The organism is Streptomyces sp. V3I8, assembly GCF_030817535.1.
Lineage (GTDB): Bacteria > Actinomycetota > Actinomycetes > Streptomycetales > Streptomycetaceae > Streptomyces.
The window spans coordinates 51,387-66,849 of sequence record NZ_JAUSZL010000003.1; the positions used below are offsets into that span (position 1 = coordinate 51,387).

The following is a 15,463-nucleotide window of genomic DNA, read 5'->3' on the forward strand; positions in this document are numbered from 1 at the left end:
GATGGCCCCCACCTTCAGCAGCCCGCACGGCCTCTTCCCCTGCCAGCAGGAAGGGGTCGGCTTCGCCTATCTCCAGCGCTCGGGCCTGATGGTCGCGGACACGGGGATCGGCAAGTCGGTCATGGCGCTGGCGCTCGGCGCTCTCCTCTCGGACGAGGGCGGCGAGGACCTGGTGCTGCTGGTGTGCAAGACGAACAAACTCTCCGAGTGGGCCGAGGACTTCGCCGCGTTCACCACGCTCTCCCACCGTGTCCACCACGGCCCCAACCGGCACAAGCAGCTCGCCAGGCACGGTCTGCCCCACGCCCTGATCTCCACCTTCGAGACGCTGCGCACGGACCTGGTGGACTTCGGGGTGAAGCCGGGCAAGCGGGCCACCACGGCCTCGGACGCCCCCCTGCTGCAGGCGCTCCTGCAGGCGCAGGCCGACGGCCGCCGAGTCCTGGTGGTCTACGACGAGATCTCCGACAAGCTGCGCAACCGCTCCAGCCGCATGTACAAGGCCCACTGGTACGCCCTGAACCGGCTGCGCAAGGCCCAGCCGGACATGCGGGCCATCGGGCTCACCGCGACGCCCATGGCGAAGAGCTACGAGGACGGCTTCAACCTGCTGCGCCTGCTGGTCCCGGACGCCATGCCGACGGTGAAGGAGTTCGAGGGCGTCGTCATCAAGAGCCGGGACGACTACGGGCGCCCGCGCTACGACCAGCTGGGCGTGAGCTGGTTCGTGGAGCTGGCCCAGCAGCACATGTGGCGCAAGCGCAAGACCGACCCGGACGTGCGCGGGCTGTTCCCGGCGCGCATCGAGGAGTTCCGCACGCTGCAGATGAACCGCGATCAGCAGCATCTGTACGACGTCGTGACGTCTCTGCAGGACGGAATCGACACTCCGGTGCCCGGTCTGTGGACCGCTCTGCGCCAGATCGCGGCGCATCCGGCCGCGCTCATCCATTCCGCAACGCACGGGGAGTCCCAGATGGCCCGTGCCCTGGTGGGGCAGCTGGGGGAGGAGTACCTGCGGTCGGTGTCGTCGCGGAAGACCGAAGAACTTGTCGAGTACCTGTCACCCATCATCCATGGGCAGGGCGACAAGGCCGTCGTGTTCTCCCAGTTCGGCCCCTCCGTGCTGCCGCTGCTGGCCGCAGCACTTCTCAAGGAGGGCATCCGCAGCTACCTGTACGTCGGCTCCATGAACACCGCCGAGCGCGAGCGCGCCCGCCAGGCCTTCCGCGCCGATGGCTCCCCGTGCGTGTTCCTGACCAGCGACGCGGGCAAGGACGGCATCAACCTGCCCGAGGCCACCTACCTGGTCGAGTACGAGTCCGCGCTGACCTACGAGACGCGCACGCAGCGTCTGGGCCGCATCGACCGGATCTCCTCCACGGCCGCGTCCATCACCTGCACCACGTTCGTCCTGCAGGGCACCGTCGAGAACGGCATCGTGGACACCATGCTGGAGCGCAACGAGATGGCCGACCGGTTCCTCGGCGACACCGGCGCCGAGGGCCACGTGGGGGCCGTACAGCGCCGCGCCAGCCTGCTCTTCGCCTGAACGGCCAAGGGCCCCGGGTCGTGACTCCCAGGGCCCCGCGTCAGCTCCAGCAGGTCATGCTGTTGCTGTGTGGTATCGGCCTGCTTGGACAACCCCCTCTGCGCCCCCACGACGCAGGCGTGTTACTCGTTGTCCACCGATACCCGACTTGCCGCGCAGCGATCACACCAGGTCCCCTCGGCCATGACAAGTGTGCACAGATGAAAAACTGTCATCGGCCAGAAGATGGCCTGTTCCCGTCCCGGTGACGTTCACGGGCCGGGCGGCAGCGCTCCAGATATTTCCGCTGGTCAGAGGCTAGTTTCTCCAGGAACTCACAGAACTCCACAGCTTCGGCTCTGCGTTCCTCCTGCACGCGCACCGCGTCTTCACGAAGCTCCCGCTTCCGCTCCGGCGCCAACGCTGCCTGCCAGGCCATCATCTCGCGCAGTCTCTTGGTTCCCCGTGCTTCATCAGCGATGTCTTCCTCCGACATCTTGCCGCTCAGTTCGTCCTTGACGAACTGAGCGGTCTGTTCCCGCGTCGGTTCCTTGCTCGCAATCTCGTGCCACTTCGCCAGGACCGCAGAGATCGTCTCCTCATTGGTCGCCATGAGGGCACTCCACGCGATCGGCACGAGCGACGGAGACAGCGTCTGCAGGACCGTCCTCAGGTCTCGTGGCAGGTCTGGGTTTCCGAGTTCCATGACGGCATGCTCCCAGTTTTGACCTGTTGCCCACCGGCTTTCTCAGCAACGACTCATCCCCAGAGGGGCGCAGCCTGGGGGGGCTCATTGAATGTGTCAAACCTGAGAATCTGCAGCTCAAAAGGGGTTTACGAATCTACTGAGCCTCGAATCGAAGGCAGTCCCGGCAGTTGAGGCACCTCTTGCCCAGGCTCATGGAGTCCGCGTGGCCCAGCTCAGGATGTCCGCACCGGCACAGGACGGGCTGGGGACGTTCGGGGATGAGTGCGACGACGTACGGATGCTCTCGACGGCGCTGAAGAGCTGCGTTGATCAGGGAGTTCAGGTCTTCCACGGTCTCTCCAGGGACAATCTTGCAGGTCAGGCGGCCTGTGCGAGCTGATTCATCCGGACCAACTCCTCGTACGAGGGCTCCTCGTCGATCACCAGCAACCTGCCGTCCGAGGCGACCACCATGTCCGTGACGATCTCGCCGGTGGCCGGGTCGATGATCTCGTTGCCCCACCGGAAGCGCTGGTCGACCTCGTCGCCCCGCACGGGCTTCACGTCGGCCGTACGGCGCTGACGCAGGCGGGGAAGAGTGATCTGGTGCCACACGAGGCGCTGGGCCCTGTGAAGCTCCAGGCGGCGCTGGGAGACACCTTCGGTGCCCTCGTGGGTTGCGATGCCGTCCCAGCCCTCCCAGGCGCCAGAGAGGGCCTCCTGGGCTGTCTCAGTGAGCGTCCACAGGCTGTCCTCGCGGGTCACCAGGTTGTGCTCGGCAAGGCGGCTGAGGTGGCGGTATGCCGTGGCGGTGCTCACCATGGCGCTCTCGGTCAGCTCGGCGGCCGTCTGGCGGTCCTGCTTGCGCAGGGCGGCCAGCAGCTTCAAGGAGGAGGCTCCAAGGCCCCGGTGGGCGAAGGCGTCGTGGGACATCAGCTGAGTGATCACAGCCCCGTCCAGGTCACCGTTTCTCAGGTTCGACACACTCGACTGTGCCCCCCCAGGCTGCGCCCCCTTGAGGCTGTGTCGCTGCTGAGAACGGTCTTCGAACAGCATCCATTCGGAACCCTTCTCGCCCGAGCCGGACTCCATCAGCCGCACCCAGTTCTTCAGGCGCTGCGTGGTGGCGATGTAGGCAGTCCTGGCGGTGCACCCGGCCATCTCGGCGGCCTCGCGGAAGGACAGCGTGTAGACACGGCCTCCGGCGCGGTAGGCGGCCTTCCAGTGGGCCATGAGCACGCGCAGGGCGGTCGAGCCGGAGGTGCCGCGCCATGAGGAGCTGGCGATCTTGTCCCGCAGGGCGATGAGGTCGATGATCGCGTCCTGGCGGGCGCCGATGACCAGGCCGCTGCCGACGCACTTGCGGGCCCGCTCCCAGACCCGGTCGATGTACTTGTGGGCCGACGGCATGCTCATGTTGCGCACGTGGTTGCCGCCGAGGGACGGCCAGTCGATGAGGGCCTCGGTGAGCTGGTTCTTCGTCCACCCGAAGCGCACGCACCCGGCGGCGAGGGCGGAGGTGACAGCGTGCCCGTGGGCCGTCTTCGCGGACTGAAGGCTGGAGGAGCCGGTCGCGCCGTAGCGGGCCTCGGCGTCGCCGTCGATCATGAGTGCGGCCATGCGGGGGGAGAGCGCGGGGAAGGTCCGTGACCAGTGGTTCTTCTGCAGCTCGCGCGGAGATGAGGCCAGGAGTGACGAAGTCGTCGAAACTCCTGCGAGATTCACGTCACTTTCGGCGTGCGACGGGCTCGCCGAGAGATTAAAATAGCCAGGCACGGATGTTCGCGCCTTCCTGTTCTGAAGTCCAGTGAAGGTCCGGCAACCGTGAGGGCGATCGTCAGACCGACGAGGTCGGGTCGCCTGGTGAGGGATTTGAGGAAGTCCCTCCCACCCCGCTCGGTCTGCTTGGCGGCTTTACCGAGTCGGATGAGACCTCCAGGCGGAGGTCGAGCTGTACGTGAGGGGCGCGGAACCTGTGGCGGGTTCTAGCGCCCCTCCAGCTTTTCCTACGTGGAATCCATGATCGAAATCTCCCTTGGCGGGTGCTGATCAGCGTGCTGACCAGCGAGAAGTGATGGTGGGCCGTGTGATGGCGGGTACGGGCCCAGGGCCATTGAACATCATCCGGAGCCCGGATGGGGAGTCGAGTGCCGAATCCCACCCCGCAGGCGTGTCGGCCCGGCGGATCCGATCGACGAGTTTCGTGAGATGTGGCGACGCCTTGGGTAGCGTGCGAAATCCGCCAAGATAACCGCCACCGCGTTGCCTAGGGGCCCATCACCATGTCTTCAGCCCTCCCCGGAACCTTCCTGTCCTCCCAGGCCGTCCTGGCCGAGTCGCTGCCGTACTACCGGCGCCGCCCGCAGCAGGAGAAGTTGGCCGAGCGCATCGAGTCCACCTTCGCCGAGCGCCCCGAAGAGGAAGCGGACGAGCTGCCGCACATCCTCATGGCCGAGGCGGGCACCGGCACCGGCAAGTCGCTGGCCGCGATGATCCCGCTCGTGCACGCCAGCCGCCGGGGCGGCCGGTACATCGTCGCCACCGCCACGATCGCCCTGATGAACCAGTACATCCGCAGCGACCTGCCGATGCTGCAGCGCGAACTGGGAGCGGCGGGCGTCGACTTCACCTGGGCCCCGCTCAAGGGCGTCAGCAACTTCCTGTGCAAGGTCAAGCTCGCCGAGGGCCCTGCCATCCCGGGCCTGCGCGCGCTGCTGGAGGAGATCAAGCCGGACGACGAGGGCAACGAGACCCACACCGGCGACAAGGACGACATCCAGACCCCCATCGACCACCGCACCGAGTGGTCCCTGCTGTCGGCGTCCTCCGACGAGTGCCCCGGCCGCTCGAAGTGCGGCATGGGCGACGCCTGCTTCGCGATGAGGCACAAGGACGCCGCGATGGAGGCGGGCATCGTCGTCACCAACACGGCCGTCCTCATGCTCGACACCAAGCTGCACCGCCAGACCCGCCTGTCCAGCGCCAGCGGCGAGGGCATGCACATCCTGCTTGGCGACTACGACGGCCTGGTCGTGGACGAGGCACACGAGCTGGAGTCCACCGCGACCAGTCACCTCGGCTTCGACGTCCGCCAGGGCGGCCTCATGCGCTACGCCGACCAGGTGGTCAGCTTCGTTCAGACCCACGGCGACGACACGGCCGCCGGGGCCGAGATGCAGCAGCAGAAGGTCCTCGACCACCTCGACGAGGTCGGCAAGGCCATCCTCGCCACCCTCGGCAAGGAGAAGCAGGCCACCCTCGGCTCCGACTTCATTACCGAGCACTTCCCCGCCTTCGAGAGCCTGTTCGTCGAGCTGATGGAGCTGGTGGCCCAGCTGCGCAAGGTCAAGATCGTGCGCGGCGCGGCCGAGCGCTACGAGGACATCAAGGACCGCCTGTCCACCCAGGGCAGCAACTACCTCCAGCACCTCAAGGAGATCCTCCTGGCCGAGCCCCACAAGGTCGTGCGCTGGGCGGAGGTCTACGGCGAGCGCAACCGCTGGATCATCAAGACCGCCCCCATCGAGGTCGGCGACTACCTGCGCGAGGAACTGTGGGACCGCGTCCCCTCCGTGCTCATGTCCGCCACGCTGAGCGCCGGGATCGGCCAGTCCCGCTACGACTACGTCCAGCGCTCCCTGGGCCTGCAGGGCGCCGAGGTCCTCGACGTCGGCACCCCCTTCGACTACCCGACCCAGGCCCTGCTCTACGTCCCTGAGTCCGGCGTGCCCTCCCCGTCGCCCTCCAGCCGCGCCGCCTGGGAGACCTGGGCCCGAGAGGCGACCTACGAGCTGGTCCGCATGGCCGGGGGCGGCGCCATGCTCCTCTACACCTCCCGCAAGGCCATGAACGACGCCCACGGCGCGCTGTCCGGCCGCCTGGCCGACATCGGCTGCACCTCGTTCATCCAGGGCGCCGACCTGACCAACAAGGAGATCGCCGCCCGTTTCCGCGACGACGAGGACTCCGTCCTGTTCGGCCTGCGGTCCTTCATGACCGGCATGGACTTCCCCGGCCGCACGAACCGGCTCGTCGTGATCGACAAGCTGCCCTTCGCCGTGCCGACCGACCCGATCAACATGGCCCGCGAGGACGCCATCTCCAGCCGTGGAGGGAACCCCTTCGTCGACCTGGCCCTGCCCACCATGACCCTCGTCCTGGAGCAGGCGTTCGGCCGCCTCATCCGCAGCTCGGACGACCGGGGCACCGTCGCGATCCTCGACTCGCGGCTGTCGGCGACCTGGTGGGGCCAGAAGATCCAGGCGGCCCTGCCGCCCGCCCGCCGCACCACGGACTTCGCCGACGTCGCCGAGTTCTACGCCCGCCACGGCGCGCACGAACTCGCCAGCTGAATCCGTTGATCGCTACCCCAACTTTGGGGTAGAGTTGGCCTCACGCCAAGACAGACCCGCCACAGCACAGGAGCATCAACGTGACGACTTCCGCTGCCCTCACCAAGGCGCTCGTTCCCGCCTACGACTTCGATCAGGTCACCGCCTCCCTCAAGGCCGACCCGGGCACCGACCTCGCATCCCTGCTCAACGACCTGGCCAAGATCCCCACCCCGGAGATCACCAAGCCGGTCGCCAAGAAGACCAAACTGGCCGTCGCCGAGCAGCTCAACGCGCAGATGGCGCACTCGATCGAGGCCCTTCCCCAGGTCTTCGGCAAGACCCCGCTCCCGGCCACCCGCCGGACGCTGCGCAAGAACGAACTGGCGGCCTTCACGGACGAGAAGGAGGAGATCGTCACCGCGAAGGCCGCCCTCACCAAGCGCGAGGAGCAGATCACCCGCGCAGTCTCCACGCACTTCGACGTCGTCGCCGAGCGCGAAGGCCGCGCCTCGATCGACAAGACGCCGGTCGACAAGAACGGCCACTACCTGATCGGCGGCAGCGGCAAGGGCACGCGAATGGAAGCCCCCGTCCCCGGCCGAGAGAAGTTCTTTGTTCGCGAGCGCAGCCAGGACAGGTCCGAACTGAACTTCGAGATGCTTTTTGACCTCTACGAGCAGGGCAGGGTCTCCCGCGCGGAGTTCCTCTACTACACCAAGGAGGTCCGGTACCGCGTGCTCGACGGCGCGAAGTTCAGCAAGGGCCTCCTGTCCCGGGCGCGCCGCAGCCGGACCCAGGAGATCATGACCATGATCAGCAGGGTCACCTACGGCACGCTGAGCATCAAGCTCCGCAGTTAGCAAGATCCCCTCCACCGGAGGGACGTACATAATGCCCACCTCCGCCCGTATACACGGGCGGAGGTAGCGGTATATGAGAGGTCACCATGACTGACGACGACACGAACCCCATCATCATCGAGCCCTACGTCGACACCCGAAAGGCCGACCCGAAGAAGAACATCTTCATCCTCTACGACGAGGACTTCCTGGAGGAAACCGACCCCAGGCGGCAATCAACCGACCCGGACAGGCCGCTGCGCCAGCCGCACTTCTCCATCGGAGAGATCGGCCCCTGGGTCTTCGGCCGGAACGTCCACTGGCTGCGCAACGAGACGAAGAACCACCCTCTCATGCTGAACGGCAAGCGACTCGTCTTCCGCTTCACCACGGGCGGCCGGGGAGGGGGCGAGCGCCGCCTGACCCTGCCCGACATCGAACGCCTGGCCTGGGCCCTGTTCCAGGGCAAAAGGATCGACGGAGTCGTACTCCAGCGCGCGACACAGATTCTCTCCTCCGTCGCCCACCAGCACGGCGCACTCCGAGACAAGAACGGAAAGCGGATCCGGTGACACGCCCCACCCTGCTGGTCGACGGCAACAACCTGCTCTACCGCGCGGTCGAGGCCACCCGCCGCTCGGCCATGAACGCCCCCGACGGCACGAGCACCAGCGCCCTGGTGGTCTTCACCTCCACCCTCTCCCGCTACATCCGCGAGGAGAAGCCCTACCGCGTCATGATCTGCTGGGACGCGGGCTACGGCTGGCGCACCCGCCTGCACCCGGGCTACAAGGCCGCCCGGCCCCAGCACACCGACGACTACCGCAGCACCTCCCGGGACCTCGTCACCGGCTTCCTGCAGCGCTGCCGCATCCCCCAGGCCAGAGTCGACGGCTTCGAGGCCGACGACCTGATCGCCGCCTACTGGCGCGCCCTGGACGCCCCCATCACCATCCTGTCCAACGACAAGGACATGCTCCAGATGGTGGGCCCCAACCCGGCCGGGCAGCCCTGCGAGCAGATCCGCATCTCCTCGGCCGACACCCCGACCGACCGCTGGGACGAGGCGAAGGTCATCGAGCACTTCGGCTGCACACCCGCCCAGCTGCCGATCGCCATGTCGCTGGCCGGAGACCCCGGAGACGGCGTTCCCGGAGTCTCCGGCATCGGTATGAAAACGGCCGTCAAGCACCTCGCGAAGGCCGACTGGGACCTCAGCGCCATCACCCACCCGGGCATCGCCGCCGCCCGCGACAGCGGAGAGATAGAGGTCTACCGCCAGCTCGTCGACCTGCGCGACACCCCCACCCCCGTGGTCCTGCCCCTGTCGGTGGCCCCCTTCATCCCCGTCACCCCCGGCCCGGACGACGCCTGGAGGGATCTCTACGGCTTCCTCAGCCGCTACGGCATGACCCGGACCATCAACCGCCTGGCCAGCGGCGAACTCTGGTAGGGCATTTTCTTGCCCCCGGCCGAGCGCCGGGATAGCTTCAAGGAGCCTCCCCGCCAAGGGGCATCACCCACGGCATGCACCACCGATTTGCCGTGCCCAGCCACCGCCAGGTTGGAGCTATCAACTTGATCAACTTCGCCCCCACCGCCCCGTACGGAAAGCCCGCCACGACGGCCGAAGCGCCCCCCGTGACCGCGCGCCCCGCCGGAGCCCCGGGCCCCGTCTCCATGGCCGCCACGGACCTCCTGGACTCCCCGGCGGACTGGTCCTGGGAGCAGCTGCGCGACTACGTCACGAGGTCCATCGCCGAGCGCCACGGGCCCCAGCCTCGGCACGAGTCCGTCAAGGTCAACTCGGTCTTCAAGTCCTTCGCCGCCCGCTGGGGCAACCAGGCCGGACCGATCGCGCGCTTCGCCTTCGAGGACCAGGACGGCTTCTGGCGCTCGGGCCCGGTCACCCTCACCCGGTTCATGAAGGGCAACGACGCCCACTTTGCGGGCCCCATCTCGGAGCGCCTTGCCAATGTCTAAGGCTCTCGACGCCATCCCCTGGGGCGAGCCGCCCTGCTGCCCGGACTTCTTCATCTGCTGCTGCCACGGCAACTTGTCCATCGAGTGCACCAGGCATCACGAGAACCCCTGCACGCGAAGCGAGGGGCACTCCTCGGTCACCCGGGAGCAGTGGCACGACTGGGCGGAGAGGTGGGAACGGGAACTGCTCGACCGCCACATCACCGCCCACCAGGTCCTGGAGGCCTTCGGTCTCCCCGACTGGTGGAACACCAGAGCCCTGAACGCCCTCATCTGATCCACACGGCCCGACCGCCACGGGCCCCTCATCAAGGACCGCCACCTTGAAACCGCCACCGAAACCCGCCGCCTGCATGCCGCTGTCCAACGCGGACTTCGAGCGCCTGAGGGCCGCCCGTCCCAAGCTGTGGGGCGACCCCCAGCGCGAGTGCAAGGTCTGCCTGAAGGAGAACGGCAACACCTACCGCTGGTGGGCCGACTCCTCGCGAACCGAGATCGCCACATACGAGTGCAATTGCACCGACCAGTGGCTGATGCACATGTGGTTCCTCAACGCAGGCATCGGAGCCAACTACCAGCGCCTGACCTGGGACGACGTCGCCAGTGTGGACCCAGCCATCGTCGAGCAGATCATGGCCTACGTCCTGAACGCCAAGCGCAACGTCGCCGACGGCCGCAACCTCGTGCTGTGGTCGCAGTCCCCGGGCACCGGCAAGACGCTCCTGCTCAGCCTGCTGCTCAAGGCCCTCATGGTCCAGGGCTTCCAGGCCCACCTCGCCCAGTTCAACGAGATCATCGACCTCTTCACGAACTCCTGGCGGGACAAAGCCGAGCGCGAGCAGTGGAACCGCCGCGTACGCAACGTCCACATCCTCGGCATGGACGACATGGGCAAGGAGAGCAAGGGCCGCCTGGAGATGGTCGAGGCCATGGTCGATCAGATCGTCCGCGCCCGCGTCTCCGACTCCCTGCCGGTGGCCATCACCACCAACCTCACACCCCAGCAGATGCAGGAGGGGTACGGAGGCGGCGTCATGAGCCTGCTGTCCGAGCAGGCCGACTTCATCGAGGTCACCGGCACCGACTACCGGCCCCGCCGACGAGAACTCACAGCCCAGGAGGCCCGCCTGGGCCTCGTCCGACCGATTGCAGCGGTGTGACCATGAGCAACGACGACATGTACCTCGGCACGGACATCTGGACCGCGAACCCTGCGGCGCAGCCTGCGCGCCTCCCCGTCCCCAAGGTCAAAAGCCTCCTTGGCGCGGAGGACCGCCATCGGCTTGCCCCGCGCCCCGTCGCCTACGCCAACGCGAGCACGACGGCGGCCGTCGCGGAGGTCGAGGCCGAGCTGAACAAGCTCCGTACCGGCCTCAAGGGGTTCTCCGACAAGTTTGTCGAGCTGGACATGACCACCACCCGCATGGTTGCCGCCCTGCGGGCGCCGGACGGCGAACTCGCCGAGGCGAGGGACACGATTGCAGCCCTGGAGAAACGGGTCGGGGCTCTGATCAAGGAGGCGCAGCGGCAGAAGCGCCGCGCCGAGCGCGCCGAGATCACGCCGGAGGAGATCGAGGCGAGCAAGCCGGGCGAGGTCGCCTTCCTGCGCCGGACCCCGGGTGACGCAATCAGGTACCTCGCCGCCGAGGTCATGAAGCACGCCGAAGCCGACGTCAACGCCTTCCTGATGGGCGCCGCCATGGGCCTGCGCATGATCGCCGATGACGTGGATCGGCTGCCGCAGGGATGACCACGAACGCCGAGGCGACCCTGTACGCCTCCCTCACCGACGTGGACGCGCTGGAGCAGCTGGCCGACACCGGCCTGGCCGCCGAGTGCATCCCGACGGAGGGCATGCGCGAGGTCGTCGCCTACTGCGTGGCGTACTTCCACCGTTCCGGCCGAACCAAGGCGCCCTCCCGCGAGCTGCTGCAGGAACAGTGGGGCACACGCCTGGAGCAGTGCCAGGTCATCCTCCCCGAAGCCGACCTGCAGGCCGACGAGATCTGGGCGGCCGTGGAGTACCTGCGCTCCCAGCACGTCCTGGCCGAGTCCCAGCGCCTCCAGCGCGACATCGCCGTGAAGATCGCCGAGGCCGGGGTCCACGAACGCGTCGAGGTCATCCACGAGGCCGCCCAGGCCTTCCACGGCCTGTCCATGTCCGTACGCGACCGCTCGGCCGAGGTCGAGGGCATCACCGGCCTGCGCGACTCCCTGGCCCGCTACGACCAGCGCGCCGCCGCCCCCAAGGTCATCTCCGGCATGTCGCTGGGTATGAGCGCCGTGGACGAGCACTGCCTGGGCATCCACGACGGCGAGATCTGCACCTGGGCCGCCCCGCCCAAGGGCGCGAAGTCCTGGACCTCCACCCACGTCGCCCACACCGAGTGGAAGCGCGGCCGGGAAACCGTCCTCTACACGCTGGAGAACGGCGTGAAGATGTCCTACGACCGGCTCGCCTGCCAGATCTGCTGCGTGGACTACCGCCAGTACCAGAAGGGCACCTGCACCCCCGAGGACGTCGACCGCGTACGCACCTGGCTGGACGAGAACGAAGCCGAGCTGGCCGACGGACTGCACATCCTCTCCCCGGACGACGGCCGCCGCACCCCGGCCGCCCTCATCCGCCAGGCCCAGTCCTACGGCGCCAAGAGCGTCATCGTCGACCAGCTCTCCCACATCGAGCACCCCAGCCCCGACTCCCGCCGCGCCCAGCACCAGAAGATCGCCGACATCATGGACGAACTGTCCAAGATCATCACCACCGGCCACCAGATGCTGCCGCTGTTCCTCAACGCCCAGATCAACCGCGAAGGCGTGGCCGCCGCGAGCAAGGCCGGACGGCTGGAGCTGCAGCACCTCGCGGAGTCGGCCGCCATCGAGCGCTACAGCAGCTGGGTGTTCGGCCTGATCCGCTCCGAGACCGAGGTCGTGGCCGGGATGGCCACGCTGCAGATGCTCGCCTCCCGGCGCATGGACCTGAAGAACTGGCGCATGGCCTGGGAGCCCTGGTACGGCACTCAGCACAGCCTCGGCGAGGTGTCCCTGTGAGTACGACAGTCAAGATCACCCATGTCATCGAGTACCCGCTGACTCTCGTCAGGGACGACCCCGAAGAATTCGCGCGAGGCATGGTGCGGATCTACGCCCTGCAGGCCCTCTGCCGCGCATACCCCTGCACCAGCACGACCGACGACCTTCAGATCACCGTCGCGACGGCGCGGACGACGGACCCCTTCGGCCGCATCACGCTGACCGGCACCGCCACGGCCCCCTGCGGCAAACCCCGCGACTGCGCCAAGACGTACGGGGTGGTCCTCCCATGACCGGCCCCGTTGTCCACGAGCTGACGACGACGGTCCTCCTCACCGGCGACGAGATCTTCGACGTCGGCGAGTTCACGGAGAAGGACCTCACCGTGCGGCTCGTCCGCGACGCCCCCTGCCTGGAAGGCGATGAGGACCGGGTCATGGTCACCTCGACTCCCTGCAGCGACCCGCCCGCCGTGTTCGCCTTCCCCCACTCGCACCTCTACCGCGCGAGAGCAATCTGCCGCACCCCCTACAAGTGCGCGCTCCTACGAAAGGCGGACCGGTGACGTTCCCCTGCAGTACCGATCCTCGCCTCTTCGACGCCGGGGGCGGCCCCGACGACCCGGACGTCCAGAAGGCCAAGGCCATCTGCTTCACCTGCCCGGCCATTTTCATGTGCCGCCAGCAGGGCCGTGACGGCCGCGAGAACGGCGTCTGGGGCGGCGAGTCCCAGGTCGAGCGAGTCGGTGTCGTCGGCATGGGAGAGGACGCGGCCGAGTGCGGCACCTACGCCGGGCTGATGCTCCACCGCGCCCTGTTGGAGACGTGCGAGACCTGCCTTGCAGCCCGGCGCGAGCGCGAGCGGGACTACAACGAGAAGCGCAAGGCAGGCAAGAAGCTCGTGGACATCAAGCCTCGTGGAGGAGTCCGCACGAAGTCGGAGTGCCCCTCCGTGGCCGCCTACAAGCGCCACATGAAGAACGACGAAGACCCGGGGCCCTGCGGTTGCCGTGGCGCCTACAACGCAGCGAGGAAGGCCGAGAGGGCCGCCAAGCCGAAGGGGCCCCGCAAGGTCCAGGGCTGCCCGTCCACGGCCGCCTACCGTCGGCACCACCGCAACGGCGAGAGCGGCATCGAGTGCGGCTGCCGGGCATTCAAGCTGGGCAAGGACGCCAAGGCCCGCGAAGAGAAGAAGCAGAAGGCAGGCGCAGCATGAGTACGAACATGGCCCACCGCGTGTGGCTGCGCGTCTTCAGCGGCGAGCCGGAGGGGCGCTGTCCCTCCTGCCTGACATCGCCGGTCCTCACCGAGTACCACGACACGGTCGTCATGGGCATGTGCAAGGAGAAGCGCGACATCGTCCTGGCGCTGGCCGACGACGTCTCGGACGTCCCGGACGAGACCACCCCGCACCTGTGCCGGGGCTGCCCCACCTGCGGCTACGAGTGGTGTGAGGGCGTGGCCAGCGCCGAGGATCTCCTTCGGGTGAAGGGCCGGGCCTCCGATGACGACTGACCTCGAACAGCTCGCCGCCCTGCCCGAGGCCCACAAGGCCCAGCTCGCCCGCGACGCGCTGGCCTCCATCGGCGTCGCCGTGAAACGCGAGCAGGGTGACGAACTGATCATCGCCTGCCCCATCGGCGGCTACCACAAGGACCAGGAGCGCAACCCCACGGCGGCCCTGTCGACCACGAAGCTGCTCTTCAACTGCCTGGGCTGCCAGGCCCGGGGAACGATCCTGTGGCTGATTGCCACGGTGCGCGGCGACGACAGCATCGAGCAGGCCCGCCAGTGGCTCACCGGCGAAGCCGGACTGACCCGGGCCATGGACCTGCCGGTCCTGCTCGACCTCTTCGACTCGCTGTACGCCGAGAAGAAGACCGAGCCGATCCCGGTCTACAGCCCCCGCATGCTGGACCGCTGGGAGGGCATCGACGGCTACATCCTCGACGACCGCCAGATCCCCATCACCACGGCGGCGAAAATGGGGATCTGCACCGACCCCGACGGCTTCATGGGCCCGCCGGACAGCCGCGTACGCACCGGCCCTCGCGCCGTCATCCCGCATTACTGGAGGGGCGACCTCGTCGGCTGGCAGTCCCGCCGCCTGCCCGCCGCCGACCCGAGCGCGCCCAAGTACCTCTCCACGCCGAGCTTCCCCCGCGACCAGACGATCTACAACGACTTGCTCCACGCGGACGAGGTCGTCGTCGTCGAGTCACCCATGAGCGCCCTGCGGCACATGCACCACTCGCCGGTCGTCGCGACCTTCGGCAGCGAGGTCACCGAAGCCCAGATCACCCGCCTGGCCCGCAACCGGGGCAAGGTCACCTGGTGGCCAGACAACGACCCCGCCGGGTGGCGCACCGTGGAGGGCTACCAGCGCAAGGGCAGCCGCTCCCGCTCCCTGGGCGCCCCCGAGCGGGCCTCGGCCATGTGCCAGAACTGGATCGTCCAGAACCCCTTCGCGGCCGACCCGGCCGACCTGTCCGACGAGGTCTACGACATCGTCCTGGACACCGCCGTGCCCTGGCAGATCTACCAGCGGCCCGAGCGGCTGTACTGCCACCGGTGCCTCAACGTCGCCCACCGTGGGGCCTGCTGATGGACCACGAGACCTACCGCCTGGACCCCCAGAGCGCCGTCGCCGACGCCGAACAGTGGATGGCCCGCCACCAGGTCGACTGGGGCCCGGCCGCGCTGACCGATCACCTGAACCGGTTCGCCATCTACGCCTCCGACGGCAGTATCGCTCGGCCCAGCCGCTTCTCACTCAGGGGCAGGCTGCACTTCCTGAACAGCCAGCCCCTGTTCGTCGCCGAGGTCGGCGACACGTTGTGCTGGGACGGAACTCGTGTCCAGCTGCACTCCACCAACCGCCAAGGGGTGCAGACCTGCACCAGCGAGGAGGCCCCTATGCTCAAGTTCGGCACCGGCGCGATCATCCAGGACGACGAGGAAGGCCGTATCGTCCGTACGGCCGTCGCGCTCAGCGAGGCCGAGCGCGCGGGGATCATCGACGAGGGCGAAGAGACGGAGCCCGAGGGGGAGTAGGC

18 protein-coding genes are annotated in these 15,463 nt (G+C 67.9%); 16 read left to right on the plus strand and 2 right to left on the minus strand.

What is annotated here, in order from left to right; all coding sequences use genetic code 11:
- Position 1 precedes the first annotated feature (1 nt).
- The gene (locus QFZ75_RS39280) at positions 2 to 1,552 is read left to right on the plus strand and encodes a DEAD/DEAH box helicase (RefSeq protein WP_307545297.1); all 1,551 of its coding nucleotides are present in this window, start codon (positions 2 to 4) and stop codon (positions 1,550 to 1,552) included.
- A 211-nt stretch (positions 1,553 to 1,763) separates the two neighbouring features.
- Here the strand turns inward: QFZ75_RS39280 and QFZ75_RS39285 are convergent, their stop codons facing one another.
- Positions 1,764 to 2,144 (minus strand): hypothetical protein, encoded by a 381-nt coding sequence (locus QFZ75_RS39285; protein WP_307545299.1) that lies wholly within the window; start codon positions 2,142 to 2,144, stop codon positions 1,764 to 1,766.
- 453 nt (positions 2,145 to 2,597) lie between these two features.
- Positions 2,598 to 3,839, minus strand: coding sequence for a helix-turn-helix domain-containing protein (locus QFZ75_RS39290; RefSeq protein WP_307545301.1), 1,242 nt, complete (start codon positions 3,837 to 3,839; stop codon positions 2,598 to 2,600).
- Positions 3,840 to 4,501: 662 nt separating this feature from the next.
- On the opposite strand from QFZ75_RS39290, the gene QFZ75_RS39295 reads away from it, so the two are divergent.
- The 15 genes from QFZ75_RS39295 (at position 4,502) to QFZ75_RS39365 (ending at position 15,461) form a co-directional block, all read left to right on the plus strand.
- The gene (locus QFZ75_RS39295; RefSeq protein ID WP_307545303.1) at positions 4,502 to 6,571 is read left to right on the plus strand and encodes an ATP-dependent DNA helicase; all 2,070 of its coding nucleotides are present in this window, start codon (positions 4,502 to 4,504) and stop codon (positions 6,569 to 6,571) included.
- Positions 6,572 to 6,651: 80 nt separating this feature from the next.
- Entirely contained in the window at positions 6,652 to 7,413 is a 762-nt protein-coding gene (locus QFZ75_RS39300; RefSeq protein WP_307545305.1) for a hypothetical protein, read from the plus strand.
- Between the two features lie 86 nt (positions 7,414 to 7,499).
- Positions 7,500 to 7,964 (plus strand): hypothetical protein, encoded by a 465-nt coding sequence (locus tag QFZ75_RS39305; RefSeq protein ID WP_307545307.1) that lies wholly within the window; start codon positions 7,500 to 7,502, stop codon positions 7,962 to 7,964.
- A complete protein-coding gene (locus tag QFZ75_RS39310; RefSeq protein ID WP_307545308.1) occupies positions 7,961 to 8,845 on the plus strand; it encodes a hypothetical protein in 885 nt (294 codons plus the stop codon). Before QFZ75_RS39305 ends, QFZ75_RS39310 begins: the two co-directional genes overlap by 4 nt.
- Positions 8,846 to 8,970: 125 nt before the next feature.
- A complete protein-coding gene (locus tag QFZ75_RS39315; protein ID WP_307545310.1) occupies positions 8,971 to 9,375 on the plus strand; it encodes a hypothetical protein in 405 nt (134 codons plus the stop codon).
- A complete protein-coding gene (locus QFZ75_RS39320) occupies positions 9,368 to 9,652 on the plus strand; it encodes a hypothetical protein (protein WP_307545312.1) in 285 nt (94 codons plus the stop codon). The genes QFZ75_RS39315 and QFZ75_RS39320 overlap by 8 nt, the downstream gene beginning before the upstream one ends.
- A 46-nt stretch (positions 9,653 to 9,698) precedes the next feature.
- A complete protein-coding gene (locus tag QFZ75_RS39325; protein WP_307545314.1) occupies positions 9,699 to 10,535 on the plus strand; it encodes a hypothetical protein in 837 nt (278 codons plus the stop codon).
- Positions 10,536 to 10,537: 2 nt separating this feature from the next.
- Positions 10,538 to 11,125, plus strand: a complete 588-nt coding sequence (locus QFZ75_RS39330; protein WP_307545316.1) for a hypothetical protein — start codon at positions 10,538 to 10,540, stop codon at positions 11,123 to 11,125.
- Entirely contained in the window at positions 11,122 to 12,426 is a 1,305-nt protein-coding gene (locus QFZ75_RS39335) for a DnaB-like helicase C-terminal domain-containing protein (protein WP_307545318.1), read from the plus strand. Before QFZ75_RS39330 ends, QFZ75_RS39335 begins: the two co-directional genes overlap by 4 nt.
- Positions 12,423 to 12,701, plus strand: coding sequence for a hypothetical protein (locus QFZ75_RS39340; RefSeq protein WP_307545320.1), 279 nt, complete (start codon positions 12,423 to 12,425; stop codon positions 12,699 to 12,701). Before QFZ75_RS39335 ends, QFZ75_RS39340 begins: the two co-directional genes overlap by 4 nt.
- Complete coding sequence (locus QFZ75_RS39345) at positions 12,698 to 12,973, plus strand: hypothetical protein (protein WP_307545322.1); 276 nt, start codon at positions 12,698 to 12,700, stop codon at positions 12,971 to 12,973. The genes QFZ75_RS39340 and QFZ75_RS39345 overlap by 4 nt, the downstream gene beginning before the upstream one ends.
- Positions 12,970 to 13,623 carry a WhiB family transcriptional regulator gene (locus tag QFZ75_RS39350; RefSeq protein ID WP_307545323.1) on the plus strand — a complete coding sequence of 218 codons (654 nt, stop codon included), beginning with the start codon at positions 12,970 to 12,972 and terminating at the stop codon, positions 13,621 to 13,623. Before QFZ75_RS39345 ends, QFZ75_RS39350 begins: the two co-directional genes overlap by 4 nt.
- Positions 13,620 to 13,922: a hypothetical protein gene (locus QFZ75_RS39355; RefSeq protein WP_307545325.1), complete on the plus strand. Its 303-nt coding sequence runs from the start codon at positions 13,620 to 13,622 to the stop codon at positions 13,920 to 13,922. Before QFZ75_RS39350 ends, QFZ75_RS39355 begins: the two co-directional genes overlap by 4 nt.
- A complete protein-coding gene (locus QFZ75_RS39360; protein WP_307545327.1) occupies positions 13,912 to 15,012 on the plus strand; it encodes a toprim domain-containing protein in 1,101 nt (366 codons plus the stop codon). The genes QFZ75_RS39355 and QFZ75_RS39360 overlap by 11 nt, the downstream gene beginning before the upstream one ends.
- A complete protein-coding gene (locus QFZ75_RS39365) occupies positions 15,012 to 15,461 on the plus strand; it encodes a hypothetical protein (RefSeq protein ID WP_307545329.1) in 450 nt (149 codons plus the stop codon). The genes QFZ75_RS39360 and QFZ75_RS39365 overlap by 1 nt, the downstream gene beginning before the upstream one ends.
- Positions 15,462 to 15,463: the final 2 nt, after the last annotated feature.